This window comes from Treponema sp. OMZ 840, from assembly GCF_050937815.1.
Taxonomy (GTDB): domain Bacteria; phylum Spirochaetota; class Spirochaetia; order Treponematales; family Treponemataceae; genus Treponema_C.
In genome coordinates, this window is the sequence record NZ_JACDIJ010000002.1 from 269,370 (window position 1) to 287,052 (window position 17,683).

General features: G+C 43.6%; 14 protein-coding genes and 1 pseudogene. 12 read left to right on the forward strand and 3 right to left on the reverse strand.

Annotated features, from left to right (window positions below; all coding sequences use genetic code 11):
• Nucleotides 1–33: 33 nt before the first annotated feature.
• From H0R92_RS04715 to H0R92_RS04725, 3 genes are read left to right on the forward strand one after another with little or no spacing between them, the layout of a single operon-like run.
• Complete coding sequence (locus H0R92_RS04715; RefSeq protein ID WP_432961626.1) at nucleotides 34–1,542, forward strand: hypothetical protein; 1,509 nt, start codon at nucleotides 34–36, stop codon at nucleotides 1,540–1,542.
• Between the two features lie 54 nt (nucleotides 1,543–1,596).
• The gene (locus tag H0R92_RS04720; protein ID WP_432961984.1) at nucleotides 1,597–2,250 is read left to right on the forward strand and encodes an ABC transporter ATP-binding protein; all 654 of its coding nucleotides are present in this window, start codon (nucleotides 1,597–1,599) and stop codon (nucleotides 2,248–2,250) included.
• Between the two features lie 57 nt (nucleotides 2,251–2,307).
• Nucleotides 2,308–2,973, forward strand: a complete 666-nt coding sequence (locus H0R92_RS04725) for a P13 family porin (RefSeq protein ID WP_432961628.1) — start codon at nucleotides 2,308–2,310, stop codon at nucleotides 2,971–2,973.
• A gap of 23 nt (nucleotides 2,974–2,996) precedes the next feature.
• Here H0R92_RS04725 and radA read toward each other — a convergent pair whose 3' ends face one another.
• Nucleotides 2,997–4,388: a DNA repair protein RadA gene (gene radA, locus H0R92_RS04730; RefSeq protein ID WP_432961630.1), complete on the reverse strand. Its 1,392-nt coding sequence runs from the start codon at nucleotides 4,386–4,388 to the stop codon at nucleotides 2,997–2,999.
• Nucleotides 4,389–4,879: 491 nt separating this feature from the next.
• On the opposite strand from radA, the pseudogene H0R92_RS04735 reads away from it, so the two are divergent.
• Nucleotides 4,880–6,442: pseudogene (locus H0R92_RS04735) on the forward strand (methyl-accepting chemotaxis protein); the annotation flags it as partial.
• Between the two features lie 20 nt (nucleotides 6,443–6,462).
• Nucleotides 6,463–7,875: an MBL fold metallo-hydrolase RNA specificity domain-containing protein gene (locus H0R92_RS04740; RefSeq protein ID WP_432961632.1), complete on the forward strand. Its 1,413-nt coding sequence runs from the start codon at nucleotides 6,463–6,465 to the stop codon at nucleotides 7,873–7,875.
• Nucleotides 7,876–7,931: 56 nt separating this feature from the next.
• On the opposite strand, the gene H0R92_RS04745 is transcribed toward H0R92_RS04740, so the two are convergent.
• Together H0R92_RS04745 and H0R92_RS04750 are read right to left on the reverse strand one after the other, a co-directional pair.
• Complete coding sequence (locus H0R92_RS04745; RefSeq protein ID WP_432961634.1) at nucleotides 7,932–9,215, reverse strand: DNA recombination protein RmuC; 1,284 nt, start codon at nucleotides 9,213–9,215, stop codon at nucleotides 7,932–7,934.
• A gap of 22 nt (nucleotides 9,216–9,237) precedes the next feature.
• On the reverse strand, nucleotides 9,238–9,945 hold the full coding sequence (locus H0R92_RS04750) for a queuosine precursor transporter (protein ID WP_432961636.1): 708 nt from the start codon (nucleotides 9,943–9,945) through the stop codon (nucleotides 9,238–9,240).
• A 386-nt stretch (nucleotides 9,946–10,331) separates the two neighbouring features.
• Between H0R92_RS04750 and H0R92_RS04755 the strand changes: the two genes are divergently transcribed.
• From H0R92_RS04755 to H0R92_RS04785, 7 genes are all read left to right on the forward strand, one after another.
• Nucleotides 10,332–11,648, forward strand: coding sequence for an MFS transporter (locus tag H0R92_RS04755; RefSeq protein WP_432961638.1), 1,317 nt, complete (start codon nucleotides 10,332–10,334; stop codon nucleotides 11,646–11,648).
• Nucleotides 11,649–11,679: 31 nt separating this feature from the next.
• A complete protein-coding gene (locus tag H0R92_RS04760) occupies nucleotides 11,680–12,645 on the forward strand; it encodes a sugar phosphate isomerase/epimerase family protein (RefSeq protein WP_432961640.1) in 966 nt (321 codons plus the stop codon).
• A gap of 100 nt (nucleotides 12,646–12,745) precedes the next feature.
• On the forward strand, nucleotides 12,746–14,125 hold the full coding sequence (locus tag H0R92_RS04765; protein WP_432961642.1) for an APC family permease: 1,380 nt from the start codon (nucleotides 12,746–12,748) through the stop codon (nucleotides 14,123–14,125).
• Between the two features lie 93 nt (nucleotides 14,126–14,218).
• Nucleotides 14,219–14,653, forward strand: a complete 435-nt coding sequence (locus tag H0R92_RS04770; RefSeq protein ID WP_432961644.1) for a Fur family transcriptional regulator — start codon at nucleotides 14,219–14,221, stop codon at nucleotides 14,651–14,653.
• A gap of 24 nt (nucleotides 14,654–14,677) precedes the next feature.
• The gene (locus tag H0R92_RS04775; RefSeq protein WP_432961646.1) at nucleotides 14,678–15,820 is read left to right on the forward strand and encodes a metal ABC transporter substrate-binding protein; all 1,143 of its coding nucleotides are present in this window, start codon (nucleotides 14,678–14,680) and stop codon (nucleotides 15,818–15,820) included.
• Nucleotides 15,821–16,153: 333 nt separating this feature from the next.
• Nucleotides 16,154–16,855, forward strand: a complete 702-nt coding sequence (locus tag H0R92_RS04780) for a metal ABC transporter ATP-binding protein (RefSeq protein ID WP_432961648.1) — start codon at nucleotides 16,154–16,156, stop codon at nucleotides 16,853–16,855.
• Nucleotides 16,852–17,682 (forward strand): metal ABC transporter permease, encoded by an 831-nt coding sequence (locus H0R92_RS04785; RefSeq protein ID WP_432961650.1) that lies wholly within the window; start codon nucleotides 16,852–16,854, stop codon nucleotides 17,680–17,682. Before H0R92_RS04780 ends, H0R92_RS04785 begins: the two co-directional genes overlap by 4 nt.
• The last annotated feature ends 1 nt before the right edge of the window (nucleotide 17,683 follow it).

A 17,683-nucleotide genomic window follows, 5' to 3' on the forward strand; every position in this document is an offset into this window, starting at 1 on the left:
GGTATCGAAAACCGGATTTTACGGGAGATGCGAGTGAAAGGGAAAAATGCGGTTAAAAAAAACCTGTGTATTGTAAGTTTTGTACTGCTTTTTTTATGCATGCCGCCCGTGCTCCTTGCCGCTTTTTCTTTAGAGGACCTTTTAACCGGATATGCCGAGCGGGATATAGGTTTAAAAGAACTGCATATACAATTTATGCAAAGCCTTTTGGAAGAAAAAAAAGTATTTACGGATAACGGCATAAATGTAACACTTTCCACCGGCACTATGCATTTTGTTCCTTCCGGGAACGGCTTTACCTATTCCGTTGCGCCGGAAATTACATTTGCTTTTCCTTATTTGAATAATACGCGGATACAAGCCGCTTTGCCCCTGCGATCAAGCAGTGTGTCTGCCGGTACGGGAAAATCTGCTTTAAAGCTTACTTCCGACGCATCTTTAAGCGTAAAAACCGATATTATTTCTTATAAAAATAAAGAACGCAAACTTTTTCTTGAAAAAGCGGCCCGCCAAACCGAACTTGCACGCCGCGCTTGTGCCGAACGCGCGCTTGAAACCGAAAAAAACTTTTGGACGGAATTGCGCTCTTTATATACGGCTGCGGCTGCGGCGGCAAAGGCGCAAGACAGCCTTATTGCATCTGAAAACAATTTCAAAACGGTAAAAAATCAAGGTTATGCGGCGGTTTCTCCGAAATACCGCAAAGCCGAATTGGCCGTAAAAAGCGATGAATATGCGTTTGAAGAAAAAAAACGTCTTTGTGCCGCCGCTTTGACCGAATTTGCTTTAAACTGCGGAAAAGACGCGGATTTTTTTACCGAAATTCCGTTGTTGCCGGATGATTTGAAAAGCCGCCCCCTGTTATCGTTTAGCGATTTCGATACGGCTTTATACGGTGCTGCCGAACAGGCTTTTTGGAAATATACGTATAACGAAAAAATGCGGTCATCCCAAAAAAACTTTTTTTTGGGGGCAGGCTTTTCCTATACGTATCTTTCCGAAGGTACACCGGGAAAAAAAGATGTTCCCGGTACGGGAACATCCGGACACATTCAGCCGTCGAACGAAATAGGTGCCGAAGTTTCGGCTTCATGGAAAGGGGTATCGGCAGCGGCTGGAGTAAGTATAACAACGGAAAATCCGGCGAGTCCCCGCATTTCGTTTGCACTCGGCTGGGATATGAATGTTTTTAAAAACGCAGATTATACGGCTCAAATAAAGCAATATGACGCCGAATCCGACCTGCTTGCAGTTCAATCGGCACATGAAGATAAAAAAAAGCGCGAAAAAGCCCTTGAAACCAAGGCCGCCGACTTATTGTGGCAGCGCAGTAAAACTGCCGAAGAGGCCGCGTTATACGAGCAATTATATCGGGATATGCAAATATGGTTTAAAGAAGGAATTGTTTCGCCGGCGGATTTGCTTGAAGCAAAAATAAATTTCGAACAAATGTCGTATTATGCAAACGCTGCGGCTTTGGATTGCATAATTTACAACATAGATGTACGCCGTCTTTTTGTACAAAAAGCGGAGCACGACTAAACGGGGGGCCGTGTGAATATTATTCAGCTTTGTGATGTATGGCGTACTTATCATATGGGTGAAGAAGACATTCATGCGCTGCGCGGAATAAGCTTTAGTGTAGAGCGCGGCGAATTTCTTTCGATAATGGGACCTTCCGGTTCGGGAAAATCCACTTGTATGAATATGATCGGCTGTTTGGATAAGCCTACGTGCGGCGACGTACTTATAAACGGCAAAAAAACGTCACAGATGGGCGACAAAGAACTTGCCCGCTTGCGCAACGGAACGATCGGTTTTGTGTTTCAGCAATATCATTTACTCCCAACGATGAATGTTCTTGAAAACGTTATGCTGCCCCTGCGTTATAAAGGCTTGGCTCTCGGCGAGCGCAAGGATAAGGCACGGGCGGCTTTGGAAAAAGTCGGCTTAAGCGACCGCATAAAGCATCGGCCGTCGGAGCTTTCAGGCGGACAAAAACAGCGTACCGCCATTGCCCGCGCCCTTGCCTGCGACCCGTATATCATTTTAGCGGACGAACCGACGGGCGCTTTGGATTCTTCAACGGGCAGGGCTGTTATGGACTTATTCCGTATTATAAACGAAGCGGGAACTACCGTTGTAATCGTTACCCACGATACGGGTATCGGCCGCAGTACCGACCGCTGTATTCATATTTTGGACGGACAAATCGCATCGGATGAAGCACTGGAAGAATATGCGGTGTGATGGAAACATTAAAACTACCGAAAGGTTTTATAAAGATACGTTTTATGGAGGTACCTTATGAAAAGAAAATGTGGTTTTTATTTGTTTTGTGCATTGTTTATTTGTACTGCGTTTTTTGCAACTGCGGAAACAGCGGTTGTTTCGCCTGACGGCACTTCGGAGCAACATGTCGAAAATATTACGAACATGCTTAAATGGCCGGGCTTAAAAAAAAGCTTCGAACAAATCCGTACCGAATCGGCTCACCTTTCTTTTGCCCAAAAAGAACAAATATTTTCTTTGCACAAAAGCGACCCGCTTGCGCCTTTTCTTTTAAACTGTTTTGTGGGTTTCGGCGTCGGTTCTTTTGTGCAAAAAGACTATCTTTCAGGCGGCATTTGTTTAGCGGCGGATATAACATCCTTCGGCTTAGGTTTGACCGGGTTGATACTCTGGCAAAAAGAATTATTTGATGCCTCCCGTAATGCGAATAAAGACGGCGGCGCGCTTTTCCTTATGGTTTTCAACGCTTTCAGCGGGGCAACGGCCTTGCCTTTTTTTGTTGCAGGAGGAATTCTTTCTACGGCTGTGCGCATATACGGAATGATTGCACCCTGGGTGTACGGTGCTTCCTATGACGAGCAATTGCAAAAAGCCCTTCGCGTCGGAGAGGCACAGGTAAGTTTTGCACCGCTTGTGTTAAGCGATGCATCCTGCGGCATTGCCCTTTGCATCCGCTATTAAAGCTCTTTAGCAACCGTAAAGTTTTAAGAAAAAAGCGTTTTTATCAAGTCTTGTATGCCGCATACATGTACGACGTCTTCTTCCTTTTCCGGGCCTAAAAGGCGCGTAAACCCCAGTGTTGCGGCGGCTTTTGCGCGCTGTTTTAATCGGTGTACGGGGCGGATTTCTCCTGCAAGGCTCAATTCTCCCGTTACCGCCGTTTTTTCGGGCGGGGCAATGTCCGTTCGCGCCGAATAAAGAGCCGCCGCCAAAGCCGCATCTATGGCGCTTTCGGTTAAGCGTACCCCGCCTGCAACATTTATGTAAATATCCTGATCGCTGAAACGAAGGCCCGCACGTTTTTCCAAGACGGCTGCGACACGGCTTACCCTTGCATTATCGATTTTTTCCGAATATACGCGAGTTAATGCGGCCTTTGCGGGCACCGTTAAAGCTTGAATTTCAACCAAAAAAACACGGCTTCCTTCAAAAACCGGTACGACAGCCGTACCCGGAGGAACGGTACCGGATCTGCGGACAATAAAAAGGGATGACGGATCTTCTACCGCCGTCAATCCCCGTTCTCCCATCGAAAATATCCCCAATTCGTCAATCGAACCGAATCTGTTTTTCAACGAGCGCAAAAACCGTATATGATCGTCATTCCGCTCAAAAGAAATGACCGTATCGACTAAATGTTCAAGCGCTTTAGGACCTGCAATAGAACCGTCTTTTGTAACATGGGCGCTCATAAAAAGGACGGCATCGCGTTCTTTTACCCATGCCGTTAATTCGGCGGCACAGTATTTTAATTGATTAACCGTTCCCGGTATAGAACCCGCATCCGCGGAAAAAACGGTTTGTATCGAATCGACGATAACGCACAGGGGATTGAGCGCATTCAAAGCATTTTCTATATCCTCCAAGCGATTCGTACACAGTATTTCTATACCGGCGTTTTCCGCCCCGAGCCTGTCGGCCCGCGCTCTTATTTGTGATGCGGCCTCTTCTCCCGAAACGTAGAGGACGCGTCCCCGTGTTCCCGAAACAGCGGACTGCGCATTTTCGGTGTTTTTGCGTATTGCCGCCGCCGTTTGTAAAAGCAGGGTCGATTTGCCTATGCCGGGTTCTCCGCCTATAAGCACCGCAGAGCGCTTAACGGCTCCGCCGCCTAGCACACGGTCGAATTCGCCGATTCCCGTAAAAAAGCGCTCTCCTTCGGCAGGGTTTATTGCCGAAAGCGGAAGCGGTTTTATACGCTCTCTTGTCTGCAAGCCGTGAGAGCCGAAAGGAGCAGGATACGGCGATTCTTCGGCGATACATTCTCTGAGCGTATTCCATTCTCCGCATTCCGGACAGCGTCCCATCCAGCGAGGCTGCGTATAACCGCAGGAAGTGCACTTAAAAAAAGTCGAAACGGATTTTTTTTTAGCCATAAATCGAAAATAAGTATAAAACGGGATGTTTTTACTGTCAAGGCGGCTGCAAGCAGGCCGGTGCACGCCGCCTCCGTTTTTCTAAAAACTTCTTTGCAAAATCAAAAAGATTTTTATCTTGCAATATTTTATAAGAGGATATATTCTTTATATAGTACGCGAACGGTAAAAATTGTTTGCGCTTTGTAATTACAAATAAAAGGAGTGTCGGAATGAGCGAAAAAGAAGACGGCTTTGAACTTGCGGATAAGACAAAAAAACGAAGCTTAACTTTTAAAATAAGCGGTATATTTCTTTGTTCTTTTATACTTTTTATTGCAGTAATTGTACCGCTTGCGTCATATACGATACATTCTGCGGCAAAGGGTGCAGTTGATATTACCGTTATGAATCAATTCGACGGAGATCTTGCAATAATTCAAGATTATCTTAAAATTCTGTACGGACCGTTGAGCGTTACGGACGGAAAGCTTGTAGGTACCGAAAAAACGGTTGATACCGATTTTATAGATATGCTCGGACAAGCACTGGGTATCGAGATAACCGTTTTCGGCGCTGAAGGCTCGGAATTCAAACGAATTTTAACCACTATCAGTAATGATGAGGGAAAAAGAGCCGTCGGAACCTATTTGGCAAAGGGCGATGCATATGACAGTATTTTAAAAGGGGAAACATATATAGGAGAGGCAAGCATATTGCAGCGTGATTTTCTTACCGCATATAAACCCGTACATAGCGGCGGGCGGCTTAACTATATTTTGTTTTGCGGGATTGAAATGACGGAAGTAAATGAAAGTATAGGTGCGAGTTTAAAAAAATCGCTTTTTTCGATGATCGGGGTTTCCTCCGCTATTTTAGTGCTTGTTATAATCATAAGTATCATTATGATAAAAAATATTGTCGTAAAACCGATTGCAAATACCGTAGATGTGTTCTATAAAGTGGGTAACGGTGATTTAACGGTGGATTTGCCGGTTATCGGTAATGATGAAATTACACATATGTCCGTTTATTTTAATCAAACGATATCAAAGATGCGTTCCGCTTTGACTTCAATACATAAGGGAACCGAAGATATGCAAAATATCGGGGGAGAACTTGCAAGCAATATGAGTCAAACTGCCAGTGCAATTCATCAAATAAGTGCGAATATAGACGGCGTAAAACAACAAACCCTTACTCAAGCTGCAAGTGTAACGGAAACCGCGGCTACGGTGGAAGAAATTATCCGTACGATAAAACAGCTTAACGGTAATATTGAAAATCAAGCGGCAAGCGTTGCTGAATCTTCGGCCGCCATTGAACAAATGGCGGCGAATATCGATACGATAACCCAAACCTTGGAGAAAACAAACGGGTCAATACAAACCTTGGCGGATGCCACGGCCGAGGGCAGGGAAACAATATCGACGGCAGGCGGCGTAACGCAAAGGATAGCTGAAGAATCGGGCGGACTTATGGAAGCAAGCGGCGTTATTCAGCATATTGCAAGTCAAACCAATTTATTGGCAATGAATGCGGCGATAGAGGCCGCCCATGCCGGAGAAGCGGGCAAGGGTTTTGCCGTCGTTGCCGATGAAATCAGAAAACTTGCCGAAGAATCGAGTACACAAGGAAAAACCATAACCGAAACCCTTAAAGTTTTAAGCGGAGAAATAGAACAGCTTTCGAGCGCCGCAGGTACTGTCGAAGAAAAATTTAACGCAATATTTAATTTGTCCGAACAGGTAAAGAATATGAGCAATCATCTTATGGCGGCGATGCGCGAACAATCGAATGCAAGCAAAGAAGTTTTAACGGCAATTCGTGATATAAATACGGTAACGGTGCAGGTAAGCGACGGTTCTGCCGAGATGCTGATCGGCGGAGAAAATATAGCCGACGAAATGCGAAAGCTGGATAGCCTTACCCGTGTTATCGGTGAAAGTATGAGTGAAATGGCTTCCGGAGCGGTACAAATAAACAATGCGGTGCAGGAAGTAAACGGTATAACGCAAAAAAATAAGGAAAATATAGAAAATCTTGCAAATGAAGTAAAAAGATTTAAAGTATAAATACCTGCAAAGGAGATGGAATGAACGTTTCGCTGTATTCGCTGGGAGCCGCACAGGAAGTAACCGGTTCAAAGCATATTTTTGAAATCGACGGGCGGTCTTTTATGGTTGACTGCGGCGCTTTTCAGGGTAAGCGAAAAGAAGCCGATGAAAAAAACCGCAGATTCGACATTGCCGCCGATAAACTTGAAGCTCTTATTTTAACGCACGCGCATTTCGATCACTGCGGGCTGGTGCCGCTTTTGGTAAAAAAAGGCTTTCGGGGCAATATTTATTCGACGCCGGCAACCAGAGATTTGGCGAACCTTATTATGATGGACAGCGCCCGCATTCAAGCGCGGGATGCGGAATATTTGCAAAAACAGGCTGCTAAAAAAAAGGAAAGCTTTACGTGGAAACCCCTTTTTAACGAAAAAGACGTTGTGCTTACGGCGAACCAATTTGTCGCGCTTTCGTATAAACGCAAAATGTACATAGCACCCGACGTCGAATTGGAATTCTTTGATGCAGGCCATATCTTAGGTTCGGCGATTGCCATGGTTACGATTAAAAATCAAAAAGGCGGCGATATCCGCATTGCGTACACCGGCGATTTGGGACGTAAAAACAAAGCGATTATACGCGATCCCGATACCGATATACCCGCACCCGACTATGTGTTTTTGGAAAGCACCTACGGAAACCGTTTGCACGAAAATTCGGACATTGCTATGGACGAATTGGAAAAAGTGGTACGCAAAGCGGTCGCTTCAAAGGGGAAGGTTATCATTCCCGCCTTTGCAATAGAACGGACGCAGGAATTGGTGTATTATTTTCATCTGCTCGTCGATAAAAAGCGCATTCCCGAAATTCCGATTTATGTGGATTCTCCGATGGCAACCAATGCCACGAGTATTTTTCAAATTCATCCTGAATGTTACGACGAAGAAACCTTTAACGCTTTTTTAACGCACCACAAAAACCCTTTCGGTTTTAATGCTCTGTCGTTTATTACAAGCGTGGACGAATCCAAGCTTTTAAATAAAAAAAGCGGGCCTATGATTATTATAAGCGCCGACGGTATGTGCGAAGCCGGGCGCGTCGTACACCATTTGGCAAACAATATTTCGCAAAGCGAAAACACCGTTTTAATCGTCGGCTATATGGCCGAAAATACGCTCGGCCGCCGTATTTTGGACGGTGAAAAAGAAGTGCGCATTATGGGCGATTGGTATAAAGTGAATGCCGACATATGCCATATCGACGCATTCAGCGCCCATGCCGATTATGCCGAATGTAAAGAATGGCTGGACAGTATAGACACATCGCGCCTTAAAAAGATTTTTATGGTACACGGCGAAAAGGGCGTACAGGAAACGTTTTTAGGCTATTTAAATGCCAACGGCTACAAAGACGTTCAAATCGTAAAATACGGCGAAACCTATTCGGTTTAGCTTTGACGCAGGCTTCTTTTCCCCGTAGCGGGTCCCTTTTTCCGTATCGGAGCGGCTTATGCCGGGGTTTCAGGCAGGGTTTCCACCTTTTTCAAACTGCGCTCGATAGCCCGCGAACGGGTTCCGGCTTTTTCCAATTCCTTACCGGCCTGCTCTATCTTTTCGCGCGTTTTTTCAAGCATGATGCCGAACGCTTCGAATTCGCCGCGCACCGTGTTTAAAAGCCGCCATACTTCTCCCGTGCGTTTTTCCACCGCGAGGGAATGAAAGCCCATTTGCAGGCTGTTTAAAAAAGCCGATATCGTCGTAGGGCCGGCTATCGTTACGCGGTATTCGCGCTGGATACTTTCAAACAAAGAGGGGATGCGCAGCACTTCGGCATACAAGCCTTCGAAGGGTAAAAACATAACCGCAAATTCGGTGGTGTTCGGCGGGTCGATGTATTTTTCGGCAATGGTTTTTGCAAAAAGTTTTACGCGCTTGGCCAATTCACCCGTATATGTTTCTATCGCCGCGGCATCGCCTTCATCGTAGGCGCTGCGCAGCCGCTGATAGTCCACCGTCGGAAACTTTGCGTCTACGGGCAGCCAGATAAAGTCGTTTTTGCCGCCTGCTGCAGCATCCTTTGTTTTTGCGGGAATTTTGATTGCAAACTCTACCATGTCGGCACTGCCGCGCTTTGTTTTAACGTTGCGCCCGTATTGGGCTTCGGTTAAAAGCTGCTGCAAAATATTTTCAAGCTGAAACTCGCCGAGCACACCTTTTGTTTTTACATTCGACAATACTTTTTGTAAATCGCCGACACCCGCTGCAAGGGCGTTCATTTCGCCCAAACCCTTTTGAACCTGTTCGAGCCTGTCGCTTACCAATTTAAAAGACTGTCCCAAACGGGTTTCCAACGTATGTTGAAGTTTTTCGTCGACGGTAGAGCGCATTTTTTCCAATTGAGCGGTATTATCCGCGCGGATTGCCTGCAAAGCTCCGTTTAATTCCAGACGGCTTGCGGCAAACTCTTGACGGCTGTCGCTTGTTATTTTGAGAACCGAATCCTGTAAAGCTTTTAAACGCGTATCGAACACCGACGAAAAAGCCTGTATCGTGCGCGAAAGTTCTTCCCTGTTTTCGCGGGCGGTTTTTGCAACTGCATCGGAAGGATTGCGCAGTAAAAGCACAAGTATGATAAAAAGCTGCAATATAATGATTGCAACGCACAATATTTCGGTTAAATAAATCATAAATCGATTGTACCGTACTTTTCGGAATGCCGTCAATCCGCCGGGAAAAGCGGCGCAAGGCGGTAAAATGCTGTAATAGGGTAAATCGAAAACCGCCGGCAGCAAAGATTATGCCGCCGGCAGGGTACTATTTTGTGTCGGTTTTTTGTGCTTCCATCATTTTGCGCGCGGCGTATACAAAGGGCGTATCGGCTACACTCGTAATTATATAGATAACATAGGTTGAAAGCGTAATCGATACAAGCGTAGCTATCGGGTACAAATTAAAAAAAGCGCCCCAAGTAAAAATCAGCGTATTGATTAACTGAGAAATAAGGGTAGAACCGTTATTGCGCAGCCACAAAAACTTTCTTTTTGCGCCGCACAGCTTATTCGTAAAATCCCACCATTTATGATACAGCCATACATCGAAAAACTGCGAAATAACGTAACCTGCGATTCCGGCAATCATAATGCGCGGTGTATTTGAAAAAACGGTTTTCATACTTTCCATTGCCCAATCGTTTTCGCTCGGTAAAAACAACAGCCAATACTGCGAACACATTATAAAAAGAACCGAAGTTATGCTTCCGTACACAACCGCTTTTTTCGCAGCTTTTTTGCCGTACAATTCGCTTAAAATATCGGTAACGAGAAAGGTCGAAGCAAAAAGCACATTGCCCAGCGTTTGCTCCATACCGAAAGCGCGTATTAAAATCAGCACTTCAATATTCGCCGTAATCGTTGCGATAACCGTCCATAAAAACATACCCTGTTCTTTGAACAAACGCAAAAGAACGAGTACGGTTCCGAAATATAAAAACACAGAACCGATAAGCAGCAGTTCGTTATACATACACATCTCCGAAAATTAAAATAAAAATACGGCAGGACGGGTTCCTGCCGAAAAACGTAAAACTTCGCAAACGATATCAGAGAAAAGAAAAAAAAACAAGGCACTGCCGATTTTCGCATACCGGTAAAATGAAAATGACGTATGAAAAATTAATGTTGACAATTCAAACAGGCGGAGTGATAATATATTGATTGCTGCAAGAAATTTCGAAATACGGCATCAGGATAAAGCAAAAGGGATGATTTCTTGTGACACAGCGATATCTGACCTTAACACACGGCACAATCTGTACATAAGGAGGTAATAGTTTTTTTAAGGCATTCTTAGGTTTAAAAATTTGCAATGTGTTTATTAAAGGTAGATATATTGTAACTAAGGGGGGTCTTATGTTAAAAAAGCTTCATGTTGATTCTGCTACGCTAAAAAAATTCTTGGTTGTTTGTATCAGTTCGGAGTTTATCTACTATGTGTATGCTATCAGAAATACTTTGTACACGCCTTACAGAGAAATGCTCGGTCTTTCAAACACACAGCTTGGTATGGTTCTTACAATTATGGGATGGGTTGCCTTTTTTGGAGGAATCCCCAGTGCATGGGTATTAAACAGGTTTTCTGCACGTAAATTGCAAGCGATTAATCTATCCCTTTCAGGCTTAACTTGTTTTTATATGATTTCCGGAAAAGTAACCTACGCAGGCATGCTTGTTGTCGGTGTTATTTGGGGCTTTACTTTGGAAGCTTTCTATTGGGGAGCGGTTACAAAGAGTGTGCGGTGTATGTTTGCCGACGATCGTCAAGGAATTGCTTTCGGCAGCATGGAAATGACGCGCGGCCTTACAAATGTCATTGAAAATATGATATTCGTTTCGGTTTTTGCATGGATGGGCGAAACCCTTTTCGGTATGCGCGTAATCATGGGTATCGTTGGGATACTTTTGATTTTAATGGCTGTCGGTGTGTGGGTTTTGTTGCCGGAAGAAGAATATTTGCATTCGGTGACTAATGCCGGAAAAAACAAAGAGTCGTTAAAAGGCGCTATAGCATGTCTTAAGATTCCTCAATTATGGCTTGCAGGTTTTATGGGTATGGGAGTATATGCAGTGTATATTGGGACTTCATACTTTCAACCTTTTTTGGAAGATATTTTTAGCGTGCCTACGATACTCGTTTCAATCTTTGCTATTGTATCAACAAGCTATGTAAGAATGTTTGCCGGACCTGTAAGCGGTGTTATCGGTAATAAAGTATTTAAATCAACCGCATACTGGATGAGAATTCTTTTTGCTGTCGGTGTTCTTATGCTTGTGGGAATCGTCGCATCTCCTAAAACCGCCGGTATGGTTTGGCCGGTAACTATTTTGCTTGTTGTTCTTCAGATTGTTGTTTTTATGCTGCGCGGCGTGTATTATGCTCCTATCGGAGAATCCGGCATTCCCCGCGAAGTGTCGGGTTCTGCAATGGCAATCGCAATTCTTTTAATTCAATCTCCCATGTGTTGGGCCTATGTTGTCTATGCGGCGCTTATTGATCGATATAACAGTACTATTACAGGTTATAAATGGATGTTTATTGTGATGGCCTGTTTATACGGTATCGGTTTTATTGCATCAAGCATCCTCATCGCTGTTATCAAAAAACGCGGATTAAAGGTCAATGTTGCGGTAAAAGCGGAAGATAAAAAGCCGTCGTCACAAACGGATTAATTAGGCTGTACCGATGCAAAAAGGAGGCGGTATGGAAATTGCATTAGCGACTGATTTCGGAATTTACGAACTTTCTCCCGAATCTATGGATTGTCAAATGAAAAAACTGGCTGATGCCGGTATTTCTCATGTTCATTGGGCGCATGATTGGGATTTTGAATATTTGTATTCACAATGGGAAATTTTACAAATTAAAGAGCTGCTTGAAAAATACGGACTGAAATGCAAGGGCGTTCATGCTTCGGAGGGCAATACTCGATGCCGTGTTATTGACGGAAAACCTCGATTTTTAAATCGAAACCGTTTGCGGGATTGCAGAAAAGATTTTACTTCGCCGTATGAATACAACCGTTTGTCCGGTGTTGAACTTGTTTTAAATAGGGTCGATTTGGCATGTATGCTTGGAGCCGAAGAAATTGTTTTGCACATGGTGCTTCCCTATGAAGATTTCGAAGCAAGTAAAGACTTTAAAGATTTATATTGGAAACAGGCATTCAAATCTTTTGACGAAATGGAGTCATATTGCAGAGCAAAAAAAGTACGGATTGCTATTGAAAATATGATATGTACGCCGAAAGAATATCAATTTGAACAATTCGACAAGCTGTTTGAAAGATATTCACCCGAGTATATGGGAATATGTTTTGATTCGGGACACTCCGCTTTAGTATGTACGGATTGTACATATGAATTTGCGCAGAGGTACCAAAGCCGGTTAATTGCCATACATTTGGATGATAATAATTCTATCGATTTTTCTCTTTCAACGGATGTAGACGGCGCTGTCCAAAAATCGGACAAACATATGCTTCCTTTTACCGGAGTCGTTAATTGGGAAAAAATATGTCAGCTGATTGCAGGTTCGCCGTATAAGCTTCCTTTAACTTTAGAAGTGGTTGTTCCTCATAATACGGCGGAAGAAGAAATGGCCGGGCTGAAAAAAGCAAAGGAGGTTGGGGAAAAGCTTACACAGATGGTTCTTTCTTATCGTAGCTAACACTTCTTTATAAATCTTTGTATAAAAGCCCTTTTATCTTCATAGTTCGCTCTGCAAAGATAAGAGGGCTTCCGCAACGGCAGAGAAGGGGAAGAGTTCTATGCACAACAATAAAGTAAAAATCACTTTACAAAAAAAATTAAATCCGTTAAATGTATGGGCTCTTGCCTTTGGGTGTATTATCGGCTGGGGAGCCTTTGTGATGCCGGGTAATACCTTTTTACCCTCTGCAGGACCGGGCGGGACGGCTATAGCGCTTATCATCGGTATGTTCATAATGATTATAATTTCGTTTAATTATAGTTATATGATTCCTAAATACCCGATAGCAGGCGGAGAATTTTCTTTTACAAAAGAAACGCTGGGAACAAAAAATGCATTTATATGTGCATGGTTTCTTGTGCTTGCTTACATTGCAAATGTTCCGATGAATTCAAGCGCACTTGGATTAGTGGGGCGTTATTTGTTTCCCGGACTTTTACAAAAAAAACATCTTTATACTGTTGCCGGATATGATATTTATTTGGGAGAAGTAATCTTTTCAGTAAGTACTCTTATCATCTTAGCCCTATTTAGTATATGCGGGATAAGTGTTTCCGGCTGGCTACAGACAATTTTGGCTATGTCTTTATTTTTATGTATAATGGTTTTAGTGTTATATGCCCTTTGCAGTTCTGCAGCTTCGATTCGGAATTTGTATCCGCTTTTTGTCCGTAATAAAGAAACTATGCACATTTCTTGGAAGGGTATTATAAGCGTTTTGGCAGTGTCGCCTTGGGCCTTTGTCGGGTTCGATACAATCCCGCAAGCAAGTGAAGAATTTAATTTTCCTATGAAAAAGGTAAATTTTATCATGATAATTGCCATGCTATTCGGTGCCTTTGTGTATATCGCTATGAATACGATAACTGCAAGCGTTTTTCCTTGGGAAAATTTCTTAAAAGAAAACTATGCATGGGCGACCGGTGCGGCTATAAAAACTTTAATGGGAATACCGGGTTTAATTATTTTAGGCTGTGCAATTATCAGTGCAATTTTAACCGGTATTCTCGGTTTTTTAATGGCGTCAAGCAGGCTGATTTATTCTCTTGCGTGTTCGGATTATTTACCCGAATGGTTTGCAAAACTTCATCCTAAGTATAAGACACCTGTGCACGCCATATTTTTTTGTCTGTTGGTATCTGTTTGGGGACCGTGGCTGGGTAGACAGGCGCTTAGCTGGTTTGTAGACATGTCGGCTGTCGGAGCAGCAATAGGGTACGGCTACACGTGTATTGACAGTTTTATTCAGCAAAAAAAAGACAAAACTCAAAAATTATGGCTAAAAGCTTCTGCGGTTTTAGGAACGGGTTTTTCTTTTTTATTTATTATAATGCTTGTTTTTCCCGGGTTGCCGGCATATTTGGCCTTCCCTTCCCGGATAATGCTGTTTTGCTGGATTATATTAGGCGTCCTTTTTTATAGATTTCGTTTAATGTAATTACCGGTAACCGGATTTTTTGCGTGTTGTATGGTTCTTTAAAACATCAAAACCTCTTGACTTTATATATGAGAATGATTATCATTTTCATATATGGTGAAAAGAAGTAAAGAATCATACAACACCAAACAACGCGAACACATTATACACTTTCTCAAAGATGCTCAAAACCGCCATTTTACGGCCGAAGAAATTCATTATGCCTTGAGTAATGCGGGCAGTACGGCCGTAAAATCACCGGCGCTTGCAACCGTATACCGTACCTTGGATAAGCTTGTAAAGGACGGGTGTTTGAGAAAATATATCGGCGGTGAAGGCGGTAAAGCTTGTTATCAATATATAAGCGAAGATGCCGAATGTGCTGAACATTACCACTTAAAGTGTACGAATTGCGGAATATTGATTCATCTTAATTGCGATAAAATCGGAACTTTGGTTTCGCATATACGCCGGAAACATAGTTTTGTTTTGGATACAAGCAGAACTGTGTTGTACGGTTTGTGTGCGGACTGCAGTAAAAATATATAATAAATTTTATGGAGAGAATTTATCATGAAAAAAGGAATTGCCTTTTTATGTGCGGCCGCCTTATGCGCCGCTTCTTTAACGGCGTCGGGTGCTGCGGAAAAAAACGCACAAACCGGCGAAAAAAAAGATAAGCCGTCGGTTGTTACAACAATATTTCCGGTTTTTGATTTTAGCCGCGCCCTTATGTTCGGCGCGCCCGATGCCGCTACGGGAAAAAGTAGGGTTGAAACGGACGGAGCGAATTTAAAGTTGTTGGTTAAACCGGGGATGGAGATTCATTCCTTTGACCCTTCTCCTGCAGATATTGCAGCGATTGAAAAAGCCGATGTTTTTATCTATATCGGCGGAGAAAGCGATGAATGGGTACACGACATTTTGGAATCGATGGATGTAAGCGGTAAAACAATTGTCCGCTTAATCGATTATGTTGACCTTGTCGAAGAGATTATCGTTGAAGGAATGGAGCACGAGCACGACGAAGGGCATGAGGAACATGAGCATCATACACATGATCATGATGCAGGACACGAAGTTGATGAGCATGCCCATGAACACGATGAGCACGAGCACGAACACGAACACGAACATGAGCATGAACACGAAGTCGACGAACATATATGGACATCGCCGGTAAACGCTATAAAAATGGTCGAGGCGATAAAAGACGCTTTAATAAAAGCCGACACGGTAAAATACGGCGGAAAAAACGTTCGCTTTTTCTCGGATAATGCCGAATCGTATGTGCATCAGATAAAAGACGTTGAATCGCAGATTCAAAAAGCGGTTCACGGCGCATCCGACAAATTCATATTGATGGGCGACCGATTTCCGCTTCGTTATTTTGCCGATTATTACGGCTTGGAATACCGTGCGGCTTTCAGCGGATGCAGTGCTGCCGTTGAAGCAAGCGTCGCGACGATGGCTTTCCTCATAGATACGGCGGCGCAAAAAAGGGTTCCGGCTGTGTTCAGCATTGAGTTAAGCAATCAAAAAATTGCAAAAGCGATTTCCGAAGGAGTTTATCAAAAAACAAACCGTTCGGTGATGCCGGAAGTTTTGGAATTGCATGCCGTTCACAATGTGACGAAAAATGACTTTAAAGCCGGAGAAACATGGGTGTCCCTCATGCGCCGCAATGCGGAAAATCTTAAAAAGGGTTTAAAGTGAGCGGCTAAAATATCGCCGCTCACTTTACTTTGAGTTTTGCCTGTGCCTTTCAAACTGATTGAATAATGCTTTTTGCACGTTTGTGTGCAAAATATAAAAGAAAGCCGGATTTATTTGTGGCGGCAAAACTCCGATATTGACTGCCGTTTTGCTTGAAGCTTGCGCTGCGGGGGGCACTGCGTTGCAAAACGGCGGAATTGAACAATTTTCGGAAATTGACATTTCCTCAATTGTTCAATTTAAGAGGGGTTTAAAGTGAACGGCTAAAATATCGCCGCTCACTTTACTTTTTGAGGCCGGGAAAAGCTTTGCGGTAAAAGGAAAATAAAAAGAATGACCATACTTTCAGCTCGAAATATAAATGTGTCGTACGGTGCCCGAAAAGCGGTTGAAAACGTTTCGTTCGATATAAAAAAAGGCGATTATCTGTGTGTCGTCGGTGCTAACGGATCGGGGAAAACAACCTTGGTAAAAACTTTGCTGGGCATTATTCAGCCCGATTCGGGTTATGTAAACCGTAAAGATTGCGCAATCGGTTATTTAAGCCAGCAAAATGCCGTACAAAGGGATTTCCCGGCTTCGGTACGGGAAGTTGTACTGTCGGGCCGTATAAAACAAAGCATACGGCATCCGTTTTATTCTAGGTCCGATAAACAAATCGTAATGCGGCGTTTGGAGCAATTGGGAATTCTTTCTCTTGCCCGGCTGCCGTATAAACATCTTTCCGGCGGACAGCAGCAGCGAGTTCTTTTAGCCCGTGCTTTATGCGCAGGCAGCGATATGTTGGTTTTGGACGAGCCGCTTACCGGCTTGGACCCCGCCGTTACCGATGAATTGTACGGATTGATCCGCAGCTTAAATAAAAAAGAAGGGATAGCCGTTTTAATGGTTTCCCACGATGTCCGCCGGGCTATTGCAAACGCATCTCATATTTTGCATATGAACACAAAAGCTTTGTTTTACGGATCCGTTGAAGATTATAAAGCAACGGATTTATACCGCGCTATGACCTTTGTAGAGGTGTGCTGCCGATGATTCAATTATTGCGTGATTTATTTTCTTATTCGTTTATTATCAGAGCGCTTATAGGAGGAAGCTTAATCGCTTTATGTGCGGCATTGCTCGGGGTAAATCTTGTTTTAAAACGTTTTTCCATGATAGGCGACGGATTGTCCCATGTAGGCTTCGGTACCTTAGCTATTGCCATGGCGCTTAATTTATCGCCGCTTATCGTTTCGATTCCCGTAGTGGTTATTGCGGCCTTTTTACTTTTGAGGATGAGTTCCGAGTCGGATATAAAAGGCGATGCCGCCGTTGCGCTTTTTTCCAGCAGTGCCCTTGCCTTGGGAATTCTCATTACATCGCTGACTTCTGGTTTAAATACTGACGTAACCGCTTATATGTTCGGCAGTATTTTGGCTATGAGCAAAACGGATGTATATATAAGCATAGGATTAGGTGTCGTTGTAATAAGTTTATATATATTTTTGTACAACAGAATCTTTGCAATTACATTTGACGAATCTTTTTCCTTTGCGGCGGGACTTCATACAAGGCGATATAATTCCTTGCTTGCCGTTCTTACCGCTCTTACCGTTGTTGCAGGTATGCGTTTTGTAGGGGTTATGATGATTTCGAGTCTTATCATTTTTCCCGCCCTGAGTTCAATGCGGATTTTTAAAACCTACCGTCCCGTTGTTATCTTTTCCGCCGTTTTTTCCCTTGTATGTTTTTTTATAGGAATCATTGCAAGTTTTGTGTGGTCGGCTCCTGCCGGCGCAAGTATCGTAACTGCGAATCTTATCGGTTTCGGTATGTGCGCTTTGATCGGATTTATAAAAAATAAAAATTTCGGAACCTGAT

Coding starts and splice junctions, on each gene's coding strand:
- H0R92_RS04720 (WP_432961984.1), top strand. CDS start 1,597: ATGGGTGAAGAAGACATTCATGCGCTGCGCGGAATAAGCTTTAGTGTA.
- H0R92_RS04725 (WP_432961628.1), top strand. CDS start 2,308: ATGAAAAGAAAATGTGGTTTTTATTTGTTTTGTGCATTGTTTATTTGT.
- radA (WP_432961630.1), bottom strand. CDS start 4,388: ATGGCTAAAAAAAAATCCGTTTCGACTTTTTTTAAGTGCACTTCCTGC.
- H0R92_RS04740 (WP_432961632.1), top strand. CDS start 6,463: ATGAACGTTTCGCTGTATTCGCTGGGAGCCGCACAGGAAGTAACCGGT.
- H0R92_RS04750 (WP_432961636.1), bottom strand. CDS start 9,945: ATGTATAACGAACTGCTGCTTATCGGTTCTGTGTTTTTATATTTCGGA.
- H0R92_RS04755 (WP_432961638.1), top strand. CDS start 10,332: ATGTTAAAAAAGCTTCATGTTGATTCTGCTACGCTAAAAAAATTCTTG.
- H0R92_RS04760 (WP_432961640.1), top strand. CDS start 11,680: ATGGAAATTGCATTAGCGACTGATTTCGGAATTTACGAACTTTCTCCC.
- H0R92_RS04765 (WP_432961642.1), top strand. CDS start 12,746: ATGCACAACAATAAAGTAAAAATCACTTTACAAAAAAAATTAAATCCG.
- H0R92_RS04770 (WP_432961644.1), top strand. CDS start 14,219: ATGGTGAAAAGAAGTAAAGAATCATACAACACCAAACAACGCGAACAC.
- H0R92_RS04775 (WP_432961646.1), top strand. CDS start 14,678: ATGAAAAAAGGAATTGCCTTTTTATGTGCGGCCGCCTTATGCGCCGCT.
- H0R92_RS04780 (WP_432961648.1), top strand. CDS start 16,154: ATGACCATACTTTCAGCTCGAAATATAAATGTGTCGTACGGTGCCCGA.
- H0R92_RS04785 (WP_432961650.1), top strand. CDS start 16,852: ATGATTCAATTATTGCGTGATTTATTTTCTTATTCGTTTATTATCAGA.